Origin of the sequence: Streptomyces sp. NPDC001832 (assembly GCF_040297265.1) — a bacterium.
Lineage (GTDB): Bacteria > Actinomycetota > Actinomycetes > Streptomycetales > Streptomycetaceae > Streptomyces.
This window is the reverse complement of record NZ_JBEOYU010000062.1, coordinates 1-17,323: the sequence shown is the minus strand read 5'-3', so window position 1 is coordinate 17,323 and position 17,323 is coordinate 1. Positions and strand designations below refer to the sequence as shown.

The following is a 17,323-nucleotide window of genomic DNA, read 5'->3' as shown; positions in this document are numbered from 1 at the left end:
CGTGCGTCGGAGCAGCGTCCGTCTTGGCCGCGCACTCCGCCCAGAGGGTTCTCCCGTCCTGCCCCGGCAGGTGCGGGGATGCGCGGATTGGTATCCCGGACGCAGCCGAATACGGCTGCGTCCGGCGTCGCGCAGACGCAGGGAGTACGGGCGCGGTGCCCGAACTGAGCAGTTCGGGCACCGCTGTAGCGCGTCGTCAGCTGGCGTCGGCGGGCGTCTGTCCGGGTTTGTCGGTGATGCTGCGGCTCAGGACCGCAGTGGTGCCGAGGACCTGACCGGCCTTGCCCAAGGAGGGGTTCTTTACCACGACACTGCGCGAGCCCAGGAACTCCAGGGTGTGCTTGTCGAAGATCCACTCGGTGCGCACCCCGGCGTGGACGCGGGCGACGGCGACGCCGGGGCGGCCTGTGGCGTCCACGGCGTCGCCCACGACGGTGACGCCGGGGATCTTGGCCGCGGCCTCGTACAGGGCGGCACTGACCTTCGGCGGCGCCAGCTGCTCGCGCAGCAGATCGCCGATCGTCTCGAACGCCTGCTGGTCCGGATTGGGCCCAGAGCCCTTTGTCTCGTCGTAGATCTTCTTCAGCAGCGCATCGGGGTCGGTGGGCAGCGACTGCAGGGTGCGGTAGGTCGGGTTGTTCAGCGTGGGCGCCGGACTGAAATCACCGACAATGAGGCCTCCCGGGTCGTCCTCCAGCTTGATGTCCTCGCCGTTCTCGCGCAGCAAGCCGGGGCGAGTTCCGTCGACCGAAAGCCAGATCTGCCGCAGGTGCAGCTTGTCCCGGTGCGTGACGCGGCCCTCGACGCTCATGCCGGACGAGGCGACCTTGCTGGCGATGTACACGTACTGGTCGTCGCGGACGGCGGGCGCGGGCTTGGACGCGGCAACGGTGGCGATACGGTTCAGCAGCACCGCAGCCGGTGTGGCGTTGGTTCCACGTGCGGACGGACCTGAGGCCACGGCCGAATCGGGGGCGGCGGTGGGGTGCTGGTCGAGCAGACCGCCGGTGGCCAGTGTGACAGCCATGGCGCCTGCGGCCAGCGGGATGGCCGCAAATGTCAGGCGGCGACGCCAAGTGTGAGACGTGGCGGCGGCATCGGTGTTGTGCTGGATTTCGCGCATCAAATGGTCCTTCAGGAGCCGGTGGCGGCGTCCATGCAGGTCCCGTTCGGCCGGGACCGGCAGCAGCCGGGCCAACTCCTCGCGCTCGGCCTGGGTGGGCCTGGGCGGCTTGGGGCTCATCGGGTTTCCTCCTGGGTGGGCCGGACCGCAGGGACGCGGTCACCATCTACCTGTCCGCAGCCCGCCTCCGAGTTCCCGCTCTTCAACGGAACTTCGACACCGGCGAACTTGCGGAGCTTCTTGCGGGCGCGCGAGAGGCGAGAGCGGACAGTGCCCACCGGGATGTCCAGCGCCTGGGCGGCGGCCGCGTAGTCCAGGCCGGACCAGATACACAACGCGACCACCTCGCGCTCCGCGCGGCGCAGCCGGGACAACGCTTCCTGCAGCACCGCTACTTGGCCCGCGTCGTCGATGCGGTCGACCAGATCCTCAGCGAAGTCCGGGAACACTTCCTCACACGGCAGACGGCTGACAGCCGCCTCGTGCCGCCGCGCGGCCCGGCGGATGTTCCTCGCGGTATTGGTCGCGATCCCCAACAGCCACGGCCGCAGCGACCCACCGTCCCGGTCCACCGTTTCGCGCAGCCGCCAGGCTTCCAAGAAGGTCAAGGACAGCACGTCCTCGGCTGCTGACCAGTCGCCGGCCAGCCGGAAGGCATGGTTGTACACCGCGCGGGCGTAATCATCGAAGAGAGTCCCGAATGTATCGGGGTCTCCCGCCCGTATTCGGGCGCGCACGCTCATCTCCATATCCACGACTGTCCGACCGGCCCGGACCAGTTCCCGGAACGTGATGTACGCCACTCGCAGGGGTTCCAAAAACACATTCGCCTCGCTGCGCCGTGTCGAGCAGGAGGCGTCACGGTAAGTACGACGCCCCGGCGCTGCGCGCACGCCGACCCGCGCTGGTCAGCTGGCTCGGGGTCACGATGTACCTGACCTCGGAGGCGATCAAGCAGACCCTGGCCGTCATCAGCGGCTTCGCACCCGGCACGGAGCTCATCGTGGAGCACCTCCTCCCGGCCGGACTCCGCGACGAGGCAGGTCAGTCGTATGCGGAGCTGGTCATGGCTGCGGCGGCCGAGCAGGGCGAGCCCTGGCAAACGTTTCTCAGCGTCGAGCAGATGAACGCCCTCCTACTTGAGTGCCGGCTCCAGCCAATCGAGTACGTCCGGCAACGCGAGACGATCGATCCTGCGGAGTGGGAACGTACCGACACACTCCGCCCGTTCGAGTTGTCCGTCCTCGCCCGTGCGAGCGTCCCCGCCCGCTAGGCCGATTCTCCGCACATGACCGGCTTTCGGATGAACTGACGATGTGTCCGTTCCCTTGGGTCGTTGGGTAGGGCGTGCCGATATCTCGCTCGTATGGTGCGTCTCTGCCCGCCGCCAGGGGTGACCGAACCGTGAAGTGGTCTGCTGTGGAGGAGACATTGGACATCGCGCTGCCGGCGGACTACAAGCGGCTCGTCGAGATGTACGGCGGCGGGTTCTTCGCGGGGGGTTCTCTGGCTGCTTGAACCGGGCCGCCCGGATGCGATGTTCGACCTGGTCGCCCAGACCGCGGAACGCGAGGAGACTCTCGCCGAACTCGGGTCTGTCAAATGAGCGGCTCTGTTCCGTAGTCGGTGGTGATGGCAAGTAACGAGCGTGGTCGAGGTTGTATGCGAGATGCCAACTCCTCTGTGACAAAAGTGTTTTCAGAGCTATCGGCACTGGTCATCGGTGATGTGGCGGACGACGACGAGGCGATCCGGGTCTTGGCCCAGACCTTCGGCGCCTCTGCGTGCCAACCAGGCCTGTGTCTCGCCCCCCGTGTCGACACCGATCACTGAGCGCTGCACGGCGGAGCCTCTTCTGTTTTCGCCGCGCATTCCACCCAGAGGAGCTTGCCGCCCTGCCCCGGCAGTCCGGTCCCCATGAGGTGGGCGCCCCAGCTCTCCGCGTAGAGGGTGACGAGATAGAGCCCGCGCCCCCGTTCGGCGAGCTCCTCCGGGGCTTCGGTGCTCCATCGGAAGGGGGCGGGGATGTGCGGGTTGGTGTCCCAGACGCTCAGCCGGATACGGCTGCGTCCGGCGTCGCGCAGGCGCAGGGAGTACGCCCCTGAGGAGTGCAGGTAGGCGTTGGTGACCAACTCGCTCGCCAACAGGTCTGCGATCTCGGTGAGTTCGCGCATGCCGTGCACGCGCAGAATCGTACGGAGGGTGGCACGGGCCACGCCTGGGGCGCGGGGATCTTGCGGGAGTTGGAGGGTGTACGTCCAGGGCGGGGATACCGTGGCACTGACCATGGAAGTCTCCGTTCACGGAGGGAGGTTGGAGGGTGCGCTTCGGGTTGCCCGGTGACGAGGCCGCTCCGTCGAGCGGGGTACTTCCGGGCGGGTGGCCCGAGTCAGAGACTAGATTCTCCGCAAGTTCTATTTGCACTGGATTCATGAAACTGCATGCAGATCCCCTCGTGTGAGTGATGAGTCGAACTCAACCCCGGCAGGAGGAGTTACATGGCAGGCAGATCGGCCCCCACCGGCCGGCGCATCCGAATCGCCGCCGAGTTGCGCAAATTGCGCGAGCGCGCCGGCCTCACAGCCACCGAGGCCGCCCGACTGCATGGCATAGGCCAGGGGCAGCTGAGTAACATCGAGAGCGCCAGGTTCGGGGTGAGCGGCGAGCGGCTGCGCGCGATGGCGCAGAACTACGCCTGCTCCGACCACGCCTTCATCGAAGCCCTGGTCGACATGGTCAAGGACCGGAAGCGCGGCTGGTGGTCCGAGTACCAGGAGCTCCTGCCGACGCCTCTCCTGGACCTTGCGGAACTGGAGCACCACGCCGAACGGCTGCGCGGCGCCATCACCGCACACATCCCCGGGCTGCTCCAGAGCGCCGACCACGCACGGGAGATCTTCCGGCAGCACGTTCCGGAGCTGCCGCCCCCGGACATTGAGCACCGTGTCTCGTTCCGCATAAATCGCCAAGCGGTCTTGTACGGGGCCGAGGCGATCCCGTACCAGGCACTCATCCACGAGGCCGCGCTGCGTACCGAAGTCGGCGGTCCCAAGACGGCACGGTCGCAGCTGCGCCACCTCCTCGACATGAGCGAGCGGGACCACATCACCATCCAGGTCATCCCGTTCAGGGCCGGAGCCATCCCCGGCTCCGGCCAGTCCATTTACTACGCGTACGGTCCAGTCCCCGAGCTGGATACCGTCCACCTCGACCAGTCCCACGGTCTCGCCTTCCTCGATGCCGAAACCCAACTCCGGAACTACCGAACCCTGTTCAGCAGGATCGAGGCTGCCGCGCTGTCGCCTGAGGACACCCGGAATCTGATCCACCACATCAGTCAGCACCTATGAGAGGAACGCTCATGCCCACTTACGACCACTGGCAGAAGTCGTCCCACTGCGCCCAGGGTGACTCGTGCATCCACATCGCCGGGGGTCCGGGAGAAGGGGTCAAGCTCACTGAGAGCGGTGACCCCACCGGGGCGATACTCCGCACCACACCGACCGCCTGGGCAGCCCTTGTACGCACCCTCAAGGAGAACCGCGCCCATGGCTGACATCCCCGCCGACCTGACCTGGATCCGTGCCACCCCTGAGGGCGAGGAGGGCCCCGGCCTCTGGATCGAGATCGCCTTCGGCCCGGACGAACTCGTGTACCTCCGTGAGACCGGCGACCCCACCAACGTCGTCACGACCACCCAGGCGAAATGGGATGCCTTCACCAAGGGCGTCATCGTCGGCGAGTTCGACCACTTCACCGAGCTCGCCGGCGAGGGCCCGGCCGCCCCGGCCTGACCTCGCCGGGCCTACCGCTCTTCCTTCTGTTGGGCGTCGTTCACGTGGTTGTTGATCTGCCGCAGCCGCTGCCAGGGGCCGCAGCAGCGAAGACCGCCGAGACGCCCTGCTGGTCGCCGAACGGGACGGAGTAGTCGTCGGCACGGTCATCGCCGGCTACGACGGCTGGCGCTGCACCCTGTACCGGCTGGCCGTCGACTCGGATCAGCGCCGCCAGGGCATCGCCGCCGCACTGCTCGCCGCCGCCCACGAACGCTTCGCGACACTCGGCGGCCGCCGGGCCGATGCCATGGTCCTGGACCACAACGAACTTGGTCAGCATGCCTGGCGCGCCGCCGGATACCACGCCGAGGAGCAGTGGAGCCGCTGGGTCAGACCGCTTGTCTGACAGTGCCGTCAACGCCTGAGGTCGTGCCGCCCCAGGGCCGCCAAGTCGCGGCAGGCGGGGAGGATCGCGGATGCCTGCCGACGGCGCACCCTGGGACGCGCGGGTCAGTCGCCCTGACCGGCGCTCCCCATCGGGCCGACCTTCACCTGGGAGTCGGAGCCGTCGGTGACGGGCAGCGTGGCGGCGCCCGGCCAGTCGAGGGTGACCGACTTCGTCTCGTCCGGTGGGGTCACCACCAGGCCCGTGATGCGGACGCCGGAGCCGCCCGACTTGTTGATCGGGTAGTTGATGCCGAAGTACACCGACTTCCCGTCCTTGAGGGTCATCGGGGTGGCCTTCTCGCCAGTGCGCGTCGCGGACAGCGTCCCCGAGCTGGTCTTCAGGTCGACGCCCGCGTACCCGGAGAGCACGCAGTCCCGGCCGCCGCCGTTCTTCAGCTCCACCGCGACGGTCCCATCGGGGTCGCCATCGATGGTGCTGTCCATCGCCGTGATCTCCAGCTCGTCGGTGCGGCACTTGCCGACCTTGCCGTTCCCGTTGGAACCGGTCCCGACAGCCGTACCCTGCCCGCCGGATCCCTTCCCGGCGGAGTCCGTTCCGCCGCCCTGATCCGAACCGCCCGAGCCAGAACCACCGCTCGCGGAAGCCGCGCTGGACGCGGACGACGGGGCGCTCTGCCCCATGTCTTCGTCACCGTTCTGGCAGGCCGTCAGCGAAAGACCCGCGACGACGGCCAGGGCAGCGAAGGTCAGCTTGTGAACGCGCATCATTTCTTCCTCAACATCGGTGGTGGGGGTACCGGCTGCTCGGTAAGAGCCTGTACGAGCGAGCGTTTCTGATCACCAGACCCGCCCGGCCCGGCGAACCGTTCCACCCAACCGCCCGCTAATACACCCCTGTTACACGCGCAGCCGGGCACAACGCGCACCACCACCGGGCACAGCCCGCCCGCGCCCGCCACCGCAGCACCCAGCCCTGCCACCGCCCGGCACGGAAAACAGGGTCCGGACACGGTGTGCCGCACCGCACCGCACCGTGTGACAGGCGCCCTCGCCGATCTCATGGCGGACAACAGCTTCTGAACGTCAACCTGTTTGGGAGCGAAGTTCGTCGAGTCCGTCGTGGTGGTGCTGTGTCCTGATCGGCTTTTGACATCCTCTCCCCCCTGGAGGGGGGATTCCCGCCTACCGCGCCGTTGAAGGCTGGGGTGTCGGGTGGGTTCCTGCTTCGCTGCGCGGTGCCGGGACGAGTCCCGGTCTTACCTGCGCTCCACAGGCTGTCACCGCCAGTCCGGCGGCCTTGGCGACGTTGACCGCCGCGTTCACATCTCGGTCCAGAACGGCCCCGCACGCCCCACACGTCCACACACGGACGTGCAGGGGCTTGGGGCCGTCCTTGACGCCGCACTGCGAGCACACTTGAGAGGTCGGCTCGAAGCGGCCGATCTTCACGAAGGTGCGTCCGTACCGGGCGGCCTTGTACTCCAGCATGGACACGAACGCCGACCACCCGGCGTCGTGCACGGACTTGGCCAGGCGCGTGCGAGCGAGTCCCTTCACCGCCAGGTCCTCCACGGCGACCGCTTGGTTCTCGCGGATCAGCTTGGTGGAGAGCTGGTGGTGGAACTCGCGGCGCGCGTCGGCCACCTTCGCGTGCGCGCGGGCGACCTTGACCCTGGCCTTGTTCCGGTTGCTGGAGCCCTTGACCTTGCGGGACAGGTCCCGCTGGGCCTTCTTCAGGCGCTTCACGGCCCGGCGCAGGAAGCGCGGGCTGTCGATCTTCCGGCCGTCGGAGAGGACCGCGAAGTGCCCGAGACCGAGATCGATGCCCACCTCGGGCGCGACCTCGGGCAGGACTTCCTCCGGGCCGGTCTCCACGACGAAGGAGGCGAAGTACCGGCCCGCGCTGTCCTTGACCACCGTCACCGTGGACGGCGTGGAGGGAAGTGTCCGAGACCACTTCACCCGCATATCGCCGATCTTCGGCAGGCGCAGCTTCCCGCCCGCCGTGATCGACCAGCGGGCGTTCGCGGTGATCCCTTCAGGCGGAGGGTCCGCCACAGGGTCTCGCCGCTCGCGGCGACGAGACGGGCGATCCCGTAGGGCAGAGAACGGTCGGGGATGGTGACGCCCTGGGTGGCGAGCAGTTGGGTGAGGAACTCGCGGAAGACCACCGGGGAGCCGTCGGGTCGATCTTTGCGTCCTTGCGGGAGGGCCTGACGTACTACGGAGTCACCTCTGCTCGGGAGGCCGACGGCCTGGCCATGCTTCTTCTCAGCGCCCTGGAGGGTGCCATGGTGCTCTCGCGCGCCGACCAGTCCCTCACCCCCTGCCGGCTCGTCCTGGCGCAGATCCTGCCGCTGTTCCCCGACCGCATCCAGCCTTGAGAAGCTGTTGTCCAACCCCCGCTGGATCAGCTCGGGGCGTCTCCAGCGGTCGATCGCAAGGCGCCGGAGTGTCCTCGGATGGGGTCTCCCCTGCTCCTTGAGAGCTTGGGGAAGGAGCTATTAGGGCATTTCGGCAACGCGGCGAGCGGCCGTGCCAGGCGTTCCGAGCCCAGCGGGGGTTGGACAACAGCTTCTGAGCCGGCCTTGCGCCACCGCTCGGGTGACGCCCCGCCCTGCGGGGCGGACGACGCTACTTTCGAAACACGCCCTACCGATTCGGCGCCCCCGCCCGCACCGACCGCACCAAGCCCGCCGCGGCGATCAGGAACCCGACCCCCATCAGCATGCTCAGCGACCACGCGATGGGCGGAAGCGGATCGGTACCGAGGAATAGCGGGGCCATCGTGACCAGCGTGGCCAGTGCCCCGATGAAGAAGACGATCGCGCCGATCCGGACGAGCCGGTCACCTGGGCCAGAAGGAGTAGTGCTCATCCCGCCAGGGTAGTTCCCAACGCCGACGATCCGCCCCACGGCCAGGGCCGACGGCCCGCCCCGCGGCAAGGGATGAGCGGTGCGAGCACCGTTTCTGGACAACAGTCCGGATGACCAGGCTTGACGAGGGGTACTTCACCTGGGGAGGCTTCTGTCAGCAGGGGAGCACCACCACTGGATAGCCTGACCTGCTGAGGCTTCGTTCCGGCACACGGGTTGAGATGGGGTGCGTGCTTTGCCGACTGGCAAGGTCAAGTGGTTCAACAGCGAGAAGGGCTTCGGCTTCCTCTCCCGCGATGACGGCGGTGACGTCTTCGTGCACTCCTCGGTGCTCCCTGACGGCGTCGACGCCCTCAAGCCCGGGCAGCGCGTCGAATTCGGCGTCGTCGCAGGTCAGCGCGGAGACCAGGCGCTCTCGGTGGCGATCCTGGACCCGACCCCGTCCGTCGCGGCCGCACAGCGCCGCAAGCCGGACGAGCTCGCGTCCATCGTGCAGGACCTGACCACCCTGCTGGAGAACATCACGCCGATGCTGGAGCGCGGCCGCTACCCCGACAAGGCGGCCGGCAAGAAGATCGGCGGCCTGCTGCGCGCGGTCGCCGACCAGCTCGACGTGTGACCCGCGCAGATCCGCGCAGATCCGCGTAGATCCGCGCAGACCCGCGCGGACTCAGACGAACGACAGCGCATCCGGTCCGAGGGGCGGTACCAGCCCCTCGGCCGCCGCGCGGGTCAGCAGTCCGCGGATCGCCGCGTAGCCGTCCTCGCCGAGGTCGGCGGTGAACTCGTTGACGTACAGCCCGATGTGCTGGTCCGCCACGGCCGGGTCCATCTCCTGCGCGTGCTCCAGCACGTAGGGCCGTGATGCCTGAGGGTCGTCCCAGGCCATCCGTACCGAGGTGCGCACCGACTCGGCGAGCAGCTTCAGCATGTCCGCGCCCAGCGACCGCTTGGCGATGATCGCGCCGAGCGGGATCGGCAGCCCGGTCGTCTCCTCCCAGTGCCGGCCCATGTCGGCGAGGTTGTGCAGCCCGTAGTTCTGGTACGTGAATCGGGCTTCGTGGATGACGAGACCGGCGTCCACCTTCCCGTCGCGCACGGCGGGCATGATCTCGTCGAACGGCATGACGACGATCTCGCCGACCCCGCCCGGCACCACTTCCGCCGCCCAGAGCCGGAACAGCAGATACGCGGTGGAGCGCTCACTCGGCACGGCGACGGTCTTCCCCGTCAGGTCCGTGCCCGCCCGCTTCGTGAGGACGAGCGGTCCGCAGCCCCGCCCCAGCGCCCCGCCGCACGGCAGCAGCGCGTACTTGTCGAGCACCCAGGGCAGCACCGCGTACGAGACCTTGAGCACATCGAGTTCGCCGCGCTCGGCCATTGCGTTGGTGATGTCGATGTCGGCGAAGGTGACATCGAGGGCGGGCGCGTCGGGGACCCTTCCGTGCGCCCAGGCGTCGAAGACGAAGGTGTCGTTCGGGCACGGCGAGAAAGCGATCTTCAGCGGGTTATGGAACGGGTCATGAGTCGTGTCGGTCATGGTGGGTCCAGCCTTCCAGTACGGGGATGAGCTTCCCGAAAGCCCCGGTGAGTGCGGCCAGCGCATCGCCGATGCGCCACGCGTCCCGGTCGCGCGGGCCGATGGCGTTCGAGACCGCTCTGAGTTCCAGTACCGGCAGGCCTCTCCGCTCGGCGGCCTCGGCGACGCCGAAGCCCTCCATGGCCTCGGCGGCGGCCCGTGGGTGCGCGGCGAGAAGGGCGGCGGCGCGCTCGGCGCTGCCGGTCACGGTGGAGACGGTGAGGATCTCGCCGGTGAGCGCGCCGGTGGCGGCGGCCACGGCGCGTACCTGTGCGGGCGGTGGCGTGAACCGGTCGCGGCCGAAGCCCAGAGCGGTGACGGGCACGAAGCCCTCGGGGGTCTCGGCGCCCAGATCGGCGGCGACGATGCCGCTCGCGACGACGAGCGAGCCGACCGGGGCGACGGGCACGAATCCGCCGCCGATCCCGGCCGAGACGACGAGGTCATACGGCCCGGAGGCAAGACCGAAAGCCGTCGCGGAGGCTGCGGCGGCCGGTCCCGCACCGCCCGCGAGGACATCGAGGACCTCGACGACGCCGGAGCCGCCGGTGCCGGCCACGCGGTGGAGCTGAGCGCCCGGCACTTCGCGCACGGCCACTGCCGACACGTCCCCGAACGCGCGCGTGACCGCGTCCCGTTCTGCTGGGACAGCGGTCACGACGAGCACACGCACGGGAGAGGTCCTCCGGGTTCAGGAGGAGGTCAGGAGGTCTTCTTCAGCTCGAAGTGCCAGACGCCGACGAGATCTTTGCCCTTGGTCTCCACGATGCTGATCTGCGTCTTGTTCGCGATCTCGCCGGTCTGGCTGGAGAAGAAGGCGCTGCCCGGGATGGACCGGTAGGTCTTCTTGTACGGCTCCTGCTCGGCCTGCTGGCCGTTGATGAACAGCGTCCAGCCGTTGTTCGCGATCTCCGGGTCCACGCCGAAGCGGACCTTGTCGTCCATCGCGACCTCGACGGTCTTCTGCGCCTTCTTGTTGAGGCAGCTCTGGAACTCGGTCGACTTGATGGCCTTGCCGTCGTTGTAGCAGGACGCCTCGGCGGTCACCGTGTTGCCGCCGACCGTTACGGTCGCGAGCGGCGTCGGCTTGCTGCAGGCGGAGAGGACAAGGAGTCCCGCGGACACGGCACCAAGAGCGACGCCGATTCGGCGGCCCTTACCGGAGAAGAACGCTACGGTCATGGGCCGAAGGCTATCGGTCGCTCCGGCTCACGCCACGCGGGGGTGCGGCGAGCCGCGCCGCGGGCCGCTCAGCAGCCCCCGTACGGACGTGGCGGCGCCCAGAGTGAGGAGGCCCGCGGCGACCCACATGCCCAGTACGCCGTTGAGGGGGAGGGCGATGCCGATGCCGCCGCCGACCACCCACGCCATCTGGAGCACCGTCTCGGACCGGGCGAACGCGGATGTCCGTACCTCTTCGGGCACGTCGCGCTGGATCATCGCGTCCAGCGAGAGCTTCGACAGGGCCTGGGTGAAACCTGCCGTCGCGCTGAGCGCGGCGATGGTGGCGGTGCTGAAGAACAGCGCGGCGAGCACGGCGACACCCAGGGCCAGGGCCAGCATCGAGGCGACGATCACCTCGGGGGCGCGGGCTCGGAGCCAGGCGCCGACCGCCGTACCGAGCGCGTTGCCTGCACCGGCCGCCGCACCGGCGATGCCGAGCGAGACGGCGGCGCTCTGCCCACCGAGCGGGTGCTCGCGCAGCAGGAAGGCCAGAAAGAAGATCAGGAAGCCGGAGAGCGCGCGGTGTGCGGTGTTGGCCTGGAGCCCGTTCAGCACGGACGGGCCCACGGACCGCAGCCCGGGCCGCTTCTCGCCGTTCTTCTCCCGGCCCCTCGCCTTGTCGTTCCTCTTCGGCTCGGGCCGGGGGGACAGCACACCGTGCGGCGTTACCAGCTGGGCCTTCCGCTCACCCTTCGAGGAGTCGACCTTGTGCGGCAGCGTGAAGGCGAGGACGGCCCCGCCGGTGAAGATCACGCACGCGCCGTACAGCGGCCAGGTGGGCCCGATGGTGTGCAGCCCCGCCCCGATCGGGGCGGCGACCCCGGTCGCCAGGAGCCCGGCCAGGGTGATCCGGGAGTTCGCCCTCACCAGGGAGAAGCGGGGTGGCAGCAGACGCGGCACGACGGCGCTGCGTACGACTCCGTATGCCTTCGAGCAGACCAGGACGCCCAGCGCGGCGGGATAAAGCTCCAGGCTGCCGGTGGCGATCGCGCCCGACATGGTGAGCGCGAGCACCGCACGGGCCAGCATCGCACAGGCCATCGCGGCGCGGCGGCCGTGCGGAAGATGGTCCAGGAGCGGGCCGATCACGGGGGCGAGGAGGGCGAAGGGCGCCATGGTGATGGCGAGGTAGAGCGCGACGCGGCCGCGGGCCTCGTCCGTCGGTACGGAGAAGAACACCGTGGAGGCGAGCGCGATCGTGATCATCACATCGCCCGCGCCGTTCACGGCGTGCAGTTCGATCAGTTTGCCGAGTCCGGACTCCCCGGCGCCGTGGGCGTGCGTCGCCTTCCGGATTCGTCTTGCGCTGACGGTGAACGGGGTGTGGAGGGCATGACCGATCGTCCGGCCCGCCCTGCGGAGCGAGCCGGAATCCTTGTGCGACCTGGCGGAAGCCACTTCGTCATAGTGCCCCAGCCACAGCGGTGACGAACCGGGTTCGGCGCGGGGCGCGGTGCACTTGGCCCTGTCGGGTCAGTGGTCCACCCGGCCCGGGCATGGCCGCCCGGACCGGGCCGGCCGGCACTTGTGACGGGTTCCGAGGCGGACTTTGCACGGGGCACGGAGCCGGATACGTCCTTGTTCAGGACGGGCAGGTGGGCGGGGGGCGGCAGAGAGGGTAGCGTGCGTAGCGCGCCACCGGCGGTTTTGCTCGGCCGCGCGCCTATCGGCGATCCCGCAGAATGGATGGCAGAGGGTGCGCCCGAGGCAGGCACAACGGGTGTGGACGTCGACGCGGCCCCCAGGTCCGCTCCGCCCGCATCCGTCATGGCCGGAATCGATGGATGCGCTGGCGCGCTCGTGAGACTGGAGTAGGAGAGAAGCGAGACCTGTGAGTGCTGCGACGACGCGAAGCCGTACGGCCCGTACCCCTGTCCCCGACCGTCTGTGCGTGGAGGCGGTAGACCTCGCCCGCGCGGCGGCCGAGGAAGCAGCCGCGCCGGGGGTCGTCGGTGAGCATGTGGCGGTGGTCGCCGAGGGGGACCGGGTCGTCACGCACTTTTTCGAGTGCCAGGAACCGGGCTACCGGGGCTGGCGTTGGGCGGTGACCGTCGCCCGGGCGTCCCGCGCGAAGAACGTCACCCTCGACGAGACGGTTCTGCTGCCCGGCAGCGACGCCCTGCTCGCTCCGGAGTGGGTGCCGTGGAGCGAGCGGCTGCGTCCCGGGGACATGGGACCGGGCGATCTGCTGCCCACCGAGGCGGACGACATCCGCCTGGAGCCCGGCTACACCGGCGAGGACGAGCCGTCGCCGAACTCCGTGGTCTCCGAGGTGTCCAAGGAGATGGCCGACCTCGTCGACGCGGAGGACGCGGAGCTGACGACGCGCCCCGCGACGACGAGCCGGGGCTCGGTCGCGGCGCTCGCGGAGGAGCTCGGTATGCGGCGGGCGCGGGTGCTGTCGCGGTACGGGCTGCACACGGCGGCCGACCGGTGGGACGAGGCGTTCGGCGCGAAGACGCCGATGGCTCAGGCGGCTCCTGCGTCGTGTGTCACCTGCGCGTTCCTGGTGCCGCTGGCGGGTTCGCTCAAGCAGGCGTTCGGGGTGTGCGCGAACGAGTTCGGTCCGGCGGACGGGCATGTGGTGTCGCTGTCGTACGGGTGTGGTGGGCATTCGGAGGCGGCGGTGATGCCGAAGCCGCCGAAGCCGGCGCCGCATGCGTTGGACACGATGCAGGCGGACGAGTATCCGTTGCGTCCGGCGCGGGACTCCGGCTCGGTCCCGGCGGAACCGGACACCCCGACGGAGGACCTCGGCCACTCCTGACTGGCGCGGAAATTCCTGGGCTCTTACGACCTGGGGAACAATAGGGAGTGGATCAGCGGCCCGCGCGATAGCCCCCTGTGGCCTGGGGCGGATGCGTCGTCGCCCGCGCGGAGCGCTGTTCGCGATGCCCTGTCCGGCGAGAGGACCCGGTACCTTCAGGCGCACACTGGCGGCACGGGTAACGCGTAACCGGAAAGAGCGGAGTCAGAGCGTGAGCATGAATGCGACCGAGGGGGCCGACCCGTTCGGGACCGCACGGCTGCGACGTGGCGTGCTCGACGCCTGGGGCGCCGGCCCCGCCAGATTCCGCGAGGACGCCAACGCCGAGGAAGACCTCGCGCTCGGCGGCTACCGCGACCGCCTCGTCGTCGAACTGGCCCAGAACGCTGCCGACGCCGCCGCCCGCGCACAGGTCCCCGGCCGGCTCCGCCTCACCCTGCACCCGGCGACCGCGGACGCCCCCGCCATACTCGCCGCCGCCAACAGCGGCGCCCCCCTCGACGCCACCGGCGTGGAGTCGCTCTCCACCCTGCGCGCCTCCGCCAAGCGCGAGGGCCACGAGGGAGCCGTCGGCAGGTTCGGCGTCGGCTTCGCCGCCGTGCTCGCGGTGAGCGACGAGCCCGCGGTCGTCGGCAGGCACGGAGGCGTCCGCTGGTCCCTCGCCGAGGCCCGCGACCTCGCCGCAAGGACGGCCGTCGCCAGCCCCGGCCTCGGCGACGAGCTCCGCCGCCGCGACGGCCACGTACCCCTGCTGCGGCTCCCGCTGCCCGCCGAGGGCACCGCGCCCGACGGGTACGACACCGTCGTCGTCCTTCCGCTGCGCGACGGCGGCGCCGAGGACCTCGTGGCCCGGCTGCTCGACGCGGTCGACGACGCGCTCCTGCTCACCCTGCGCGGCCTCGACGAGATCGTGATCGAAACCCCGGACGCCGTACGGACGTTGCGCCGTTCGCAGCACGGCCCGTACACCCACGTCGAGGACTCCGCGCACGGTACGCACCGCTGGCGCACCGTCACCCGGCACGGCCTTGTCGAACCCGCCCTGCTGGCCGACCGGCCCCGCGAGGAACGGCTGCGCCCGCACTGGTCCGTCACCTGGGCGGTGCCGGTGGACGCCGAGGGCGCCCCGGTACGCCCCCGCACCCTCCCCGTCGTCCACGCGCCGACCCCCACCGACGAACCCCTCGGTATCCCCGCGCTGCTCATCGCGTCGCTGCCGCTCGACAGCACCCGCCGCCACCCCGCACCAGGACCGCTCACCGACTTCCTGGTGCAGCGCGCGGCCGACGCGTACGCCGAACTGCTCGCCGACTGGCAGCCGGTGTCCATCGACACGATCGACCTCGTCCCCGGACCGCTCGGCAAGGGCGAACTGGACGGAGCCCTGCGCGGCGCGATCCTGGAGCGGCTGCCGCGCGTCGCGTTCCTGGAGCCTGCCGCCCCGCGCGACGCCACCACCGAAACGGACCGGTGGGACACCTGGGATGCGCAGGCGGACGGCATCCGGGCGACGGCCACGACCGCGCTGCGTCCCATGGAGGCCGAGGTGCTGGAAGGCGTGGGCGCCGAGACGGTACGAGTGCTCGCCGAGGTCCTGCCGTGCCTGCTGCCCGCCGGACTCGAGCGCCGCAGTGAACTGCGCACCCTCGGCATCGCCCGCGTGCCGCTGACCGAGGCGATCGACCGTCTTGCCGGTCTGGAGCGCGAACCCGGCTGGTGGCGGCGACTGTACGACAGCTTGTCCGGCATCGACCCGGACCGCCTCTCCGGCCTGCCCGTCCCGCTCGCCGGTAGGCTGGAGGCGCAGGACGCCGAGACCCCGACCGCCCCCCGCACCGCCATCGGCCCCCGCCAGGTCCTCCTCCCGTTCCCCGACGCACTCACCGGCCCCGTCCTGGGCCGCCTCGCCCGGCTCGGGCTGAAAGTCGCGCACCCGGACGCCGCCCATCCGCTGCTGGAGAAGCTGGGCGCCCTGCCCGCCACGCCACGCGCCGTGCTGACGACCCCGCAGGTGCGGGCGGCCGTCGCCGGATCGCTGGACGCGGGTGAGATCTGGGACGAGGACGCGCTGGATGCCGAAGAGCTCGCGGAGACCGTCCTCACCCTCGTACGGGACGCCGAGCTGGCACCCGGCGACGAGCCCTGGCTCGGCGCGCTCGCCCTTCTGGACGAGGACGGCGAACCCGCGCCCGCCGGTGAACTCGTGCTGCCCGGCAGCCCGTTCGCAGCCGTCATGCGAGAAGGTGAACTGGCGCTCTGCGACCAGGAATTGACCGACCGCTGGGGCGTGCAGCCGCTCACCGCCTGCGGTGTGCTCGCCACCTTCGCCCTTGTACGGGCCACTGATGTCGTCCTGGACCCGGACGAACTGGAGCCTCGCGAGGGCGACTTCGCCGAGCCCGACGACGCCGGACTGCTCGACGCCGTGGACGTGTGGTGCGAGGACATCCTCGACCAGCTGCAATTGAATCTGCCGCCGCGCAGCGGTGACGATGAGGGGTGGTGGTCGGGCGACGGGCGGGCCTCCGTGCCGCCGGTCGCCACCGAACTCGTCGCCGTTCGCGACCTGGACCTCGTCGACGACGACGCCTGGCCGCAGGCGCTCGCCCTGCTCGCCCAGCCGCCGCTGCGCGACGCGCTGACCCAGCCGGTGCGGGTGCTGCTGCCCGACGGCACGACGCAGTCCGTCCGCCCGTACACGGCCTGGTGGCTGCGCGACCACCCCGTGCTCCACGGCCGCCGCCCGGCCGGTCTGCGGGCGGCGAGCGGCGACCCGCGACTGGCCGGACTGTACGACTCCGCCGACGCGTCCGGCTTCGACGACGCCGAGGTGCTGCGTGCCCTCGGCGTACGGACGTCCGTGTCCGCCCTCCTCGACGAGCCGGGCGGCGCCGCCGAACTCCTCGGCCGGCTCGCGGACGAGGACCGTGAGGTGGGCCCCGTACAACTGCACTCCCTGTACACGGCCCTGGCCGATCTCGACCCGGAACAGGTCACGCTGCCCGATGAATTGCGGGCCGTGGTCGACGGCGAGGTCCGGGTCGTCGACGCGGCGGACGCCGTGATCGCGGACGCCCCGGATCTGCTGCCGCTCGCCGGAGGGCTCCCACTGCTCCCGGTCGCGCCGGCACGCGCGGCCGATCTGGCCGAGCTGTTCCAGGTGCGCAGGCTCGGCGAGAGCGTCGAGGCGGAGGTGACGACTCAGGGCGAGGAGCACCAAGTGCCGGATTCGGTACGGGTACTGCTCGGTGCCGGAACCCCGGAGACGTACATCGAGCACGGCGAACTGCGCGCGGGCGGCGTCGAACTGGACTGGCACCGCACCCCCGACGGGACCGTGCACGCTGCCACGCTGGAAGGCGTCGCTGCGGGCCTGGCCTGGGCGGCGGGGCAGTGGCCGCGCCGCTTCGAGGTCGCGGCGCTGCTGGAGGACCCGTCCCGTACGGAGGAACTGGCCCGGGACCGCTGGTTCGACTGAGCTTGACGTTTAAGGTGCTTGATCCTTTCCCGCGTTCCGCCGGGTGTTCGTTTGGGGTGGTTTGCCCACATGGTGGTGGGGTGCGGGGCGT

General features: G+C 70.2%; 18 protein-coding genes and 2 pseudogenes. 10 read left to right on the top strand and 10 right to left on the bottom strand.

Annotated features, from left to right (window positions below):
* Nucleotides 1-196 precede the first annotated feature (196 nt).
* Nucleotides 197-1,243 carry a CU044_5270 family protein gene (locus ABT115_RS29120; RefSeq protein WP_351795932.1) on the bottom strand — a complete coding sequence of 349 codons (1,047 nt, stop codon included), beginning with the start codon at nt 1,241-1,243 and terminating at the stop codon, nt 197-199.
* Nucleotides 1,240-1,872, bottom strand: coding sequence for an RNA polymerase sigma factor (locus tag ABT115_RS29115; RefSeq protein WP_351795930.1), 633 nt, complete (start codon nt 1,870-1,872; stop codon nt 1,240-1,242). Before ABT115_RS29115 ends, ABT115_RS29120 begins: the two co-directional genes overlap by 4 nt.
* Before the next feature lie 92 nt (nt 1,873-1,964).
* On the opposite strand from ABT115_RS29115, the gene ABT115_RS29110 reads away from it, so the two are divergent.
* Nucleotides 1,965-2,396 carry a hypothetical protein gene (locus ABT115_RS29110; protein ID WP_351795927.1) on the top strand — a complete coding sequence of 144 codons (432 nt, stop codon included), beginning with the start codon at nt 1,965-1,967 and terminating at the stop codon, nt 2,394-2,396.
* A gap of 131 nt (nt 2,397-2,527) precedes the next feature.
* On the top strand, nt 2,528-2,641 hold the full coding sequence (locus tag ABT115_RS29105) for an SMI1/KNR4 family protein (RefSeq protein WP_351795924.1): 114 nt from the start codon (nt 2,528-2,530) through the stop codon (nt 2,639-2,641).
* A gap of 308 nt (nt 2,642-2,949) precedes the next feature.
* Here ABT115_RS29105 and ABT115_RS29100 read toward each other — a convergent pair whose 3' ends face one another.
* Complete coding sequence (locus tag ABT115_RS29100) at nt 2,950-3,411, bottom strand: ATP-binding protein (RefSeq protein WP_351795921.1); 462 nt, start codon at nt 3,409-3,411, stop codon at nt 2,950-2,952.
* Between the two features lie 210 nt (nt 3,412-3,621).
* Between ABT115_RS29100 and ABT115_RS29095 the strand changes: the two genes are divergently transcribed.
* From ABT115_RS29095 to ABT115_RS29080, 4 genes and pseudogenes are all read left to right on the top strand, one after another.
* Entirely contained in the window at nt 3,622-4,473 is an 852-nt protein-coding gene (locus ABT115_RS29095; RefSeq protein WP_351795919.1) for a helix-turn-helix domain-containing protein, read from the top strand.
* A gap of 11 nt (nt 4,474-4,484) precedes the next feature.
* Entirely contained in the window at nt 4,485-4,679 is a 195-nt protein-coding gene (locus ABT115_RS29090; protein ID WP_351795917.1) for a DUF397 domain-containing protein, read from the top strand.
* The gene (locus ABT115_RS29085) at nt 4,672-4,917 is read left to right on the top strand and encodes a DUF397 domain-containing protein (protein ID WP_351795914.1); all 246 of its coding nucleotides are present in this window, start codon (nt 4,672-4,674) and stop codon (nt 4,915-4,917) included. Before ABT115_RS29090 ends, ABT115_RS29085 begins: the two co-directional genes overlap by 8 nt.
* A gap of 100 nt (nt 4,918-5,017) precedes the next feature.
* Nucleotides 5,018-5,305, top strand: a pseudogene (locus ABT115_RS29080) (GNAT family N-acetyltransferase); the annotation flags it as partial.
* A 104-nt stretch (nt 5,306-5,409) separates the two neighbouring features.
* On the opposite strand, the gene ABT115_RS29075 reads toward ABT115_RS29080, so the two are convergent.
* Both ABT115_RS29075 and ABT115_RS29070 read right to left on the bottom strand, forming a co-directional pair.
* Nucleotides 5,410-6,072: a DUF4232 domain-containing protein gene (locus tag ABT115_RS29075; protein WP_351795911.1), complete on the bottom strand. Its 663-nt coding sequence runs from the start codon at nt 6,070-6,072 to the stop codon at nt 5,410-5,412.
* Nucleotides 6,073-6,489: 417 nt separating this feature from the next.
* A pseudogene (locus ABT115_RS29070) lies at nt 6,490-7,338 on the bottom strand (RNA-guided endonuclease InsQ/TnpB family protein); the annotation flags it as partial.
* Between the two features lie 113 nt (nt 7,339-7,451).
* On the opposite strand from ABT115_RS29070, the gene ABT115_RS29065 reads away from it, so the two are divergent.
* Nucleotides 7,452-7,691 (top strand): LmrA/YxaF family transcription factor, encoded by a 240-nt coding sequence (locus tag ABT115_RS29065; protein ID WP_502969186.1) that lies wholly within the window; start codon nt 7,452-7,454, stop codon nt 7,689-7,691.
* Nucleotides 7,692-7,959: 268 nt separating this feature from the next.
* Here ABT115_RS29065 and ABT115_RS29060 read toward each other — a convergent pair whose 3' ends face one another.
* On the bottom strand, nt 7,960-8,184 hold the full coding sequence (locus tag ABT115_RS29060; RefSeq protein WP_351795905.1) for a hypothetical protein: 225 nt from the start codon (nt 8,182-8,184) through the stop codon (nt 7,960-7,962).
* 235 nt (nt 8,185-8,419) lie between these two features.
* On the opposite strand from ABT115_RS29060, the gene ABT115_RS29055 reads away from it, so the two are divergent.
* Nucleotides 8,420-8,803: a cold-shock protein gene (locus ABT115_RS29055; protein ID WP_072485776.1), complete on the top strand. Its 384-nt coding sequence runs from the start codon at nt 8,420-8,422 to the stop codon at nt 8,801-8,803.
* A 51-nt stretch (nt 8,804-8,854) separates the two neighbouring features.
* Here ABT115_RS29055 and ABT115_RS29050 read toward each other — a convergent pair whose 3' ends face one another.
* The 4 genes from ABT115_RS29050 to ABT115_RS29035 are packed head-to-tail and all read right to left on the bottom strand — an operon-like array spanning nt 8,855 to nt 12,385.
* Entirely contained in the window at nt 8,855-9,724 is an 870-nt protein-coding gene (locus tag ABT115_RS29050) for a 1,4-dihydroxy-6-naphtoate synthase (protein ID WP_351795903.1), read from the bottom strand.
* Nucleotides 9,705-10,436: a futalosine hydrolase gene (locus ABT115_RS29045; protein WP_351795901.1), complete on the bottom strand. Its 732-nt coding sequence runs from the start codon at nt 10,434-10,436 to the stop codon at nt 9,705-9,707. Before ABT115_RS29045 ends, ABT115_RS29050 begins: the two co-directional genes overlap by 20 nt.
* A gap of 29 nt (nt 10,437-10,465) precedes the next feature.
* The gene (locus ABT115_RS29040) at nt 10,466-10,945 is read right to left on the bottom strand and encodes a DUF2771 domain-containing protein (RefSeq protein ID WP_351795897.1); all 480 of its coding nucleotides are present in this window, start codon (nt 10,943-10,945) and stop codon (nt 10,466-10,468) included.
* A 27-nt stretch (nt 10,946-10,972) separates the two neighbouring features.
* A complete protein-coding gene (locus ABT115_RS29035) occupies nt 10,973-12,385 on the bottom strand; it encodes an MFS transporter (RefSeq protein ID WP_351795894.1) in 1,413 nt (470 codons plus the stop codon).
* 433 nt (nt 12,386-12,818) lie between these two features.
* On the opposite strand from ABT115_RS29035, the gene ABT115_RS29030 reads away from it, so the two are divergent.
* Entirely contained in the window at nt 12,819-13,754 is a 936-nt protein-coding gene (locus tag ABT115_RS29030; protein WP_351795891.1) for a DUF3027 domain-containing protein, read from the top strand.
* A 217-nt stretch (nt 13,755-13,971) separates the two neighbouring features.
* The gene (locus tag ABT115_RS29025) at nt 13,972-17,232 is read left to right on the top strand and encodes a sacsin N-terminal ATP-binding-like domain-containing protein (RefSeq protein WP_351795965.1); all 3,261 of its coding nucleotides are present in this window, start codon (nt 13,972-13,974) and stop codon (nt 17,230-17,232) included.
* The last annotated feature ends 91 nt before the right edge of the window (nt 17,233-17,323 follow it).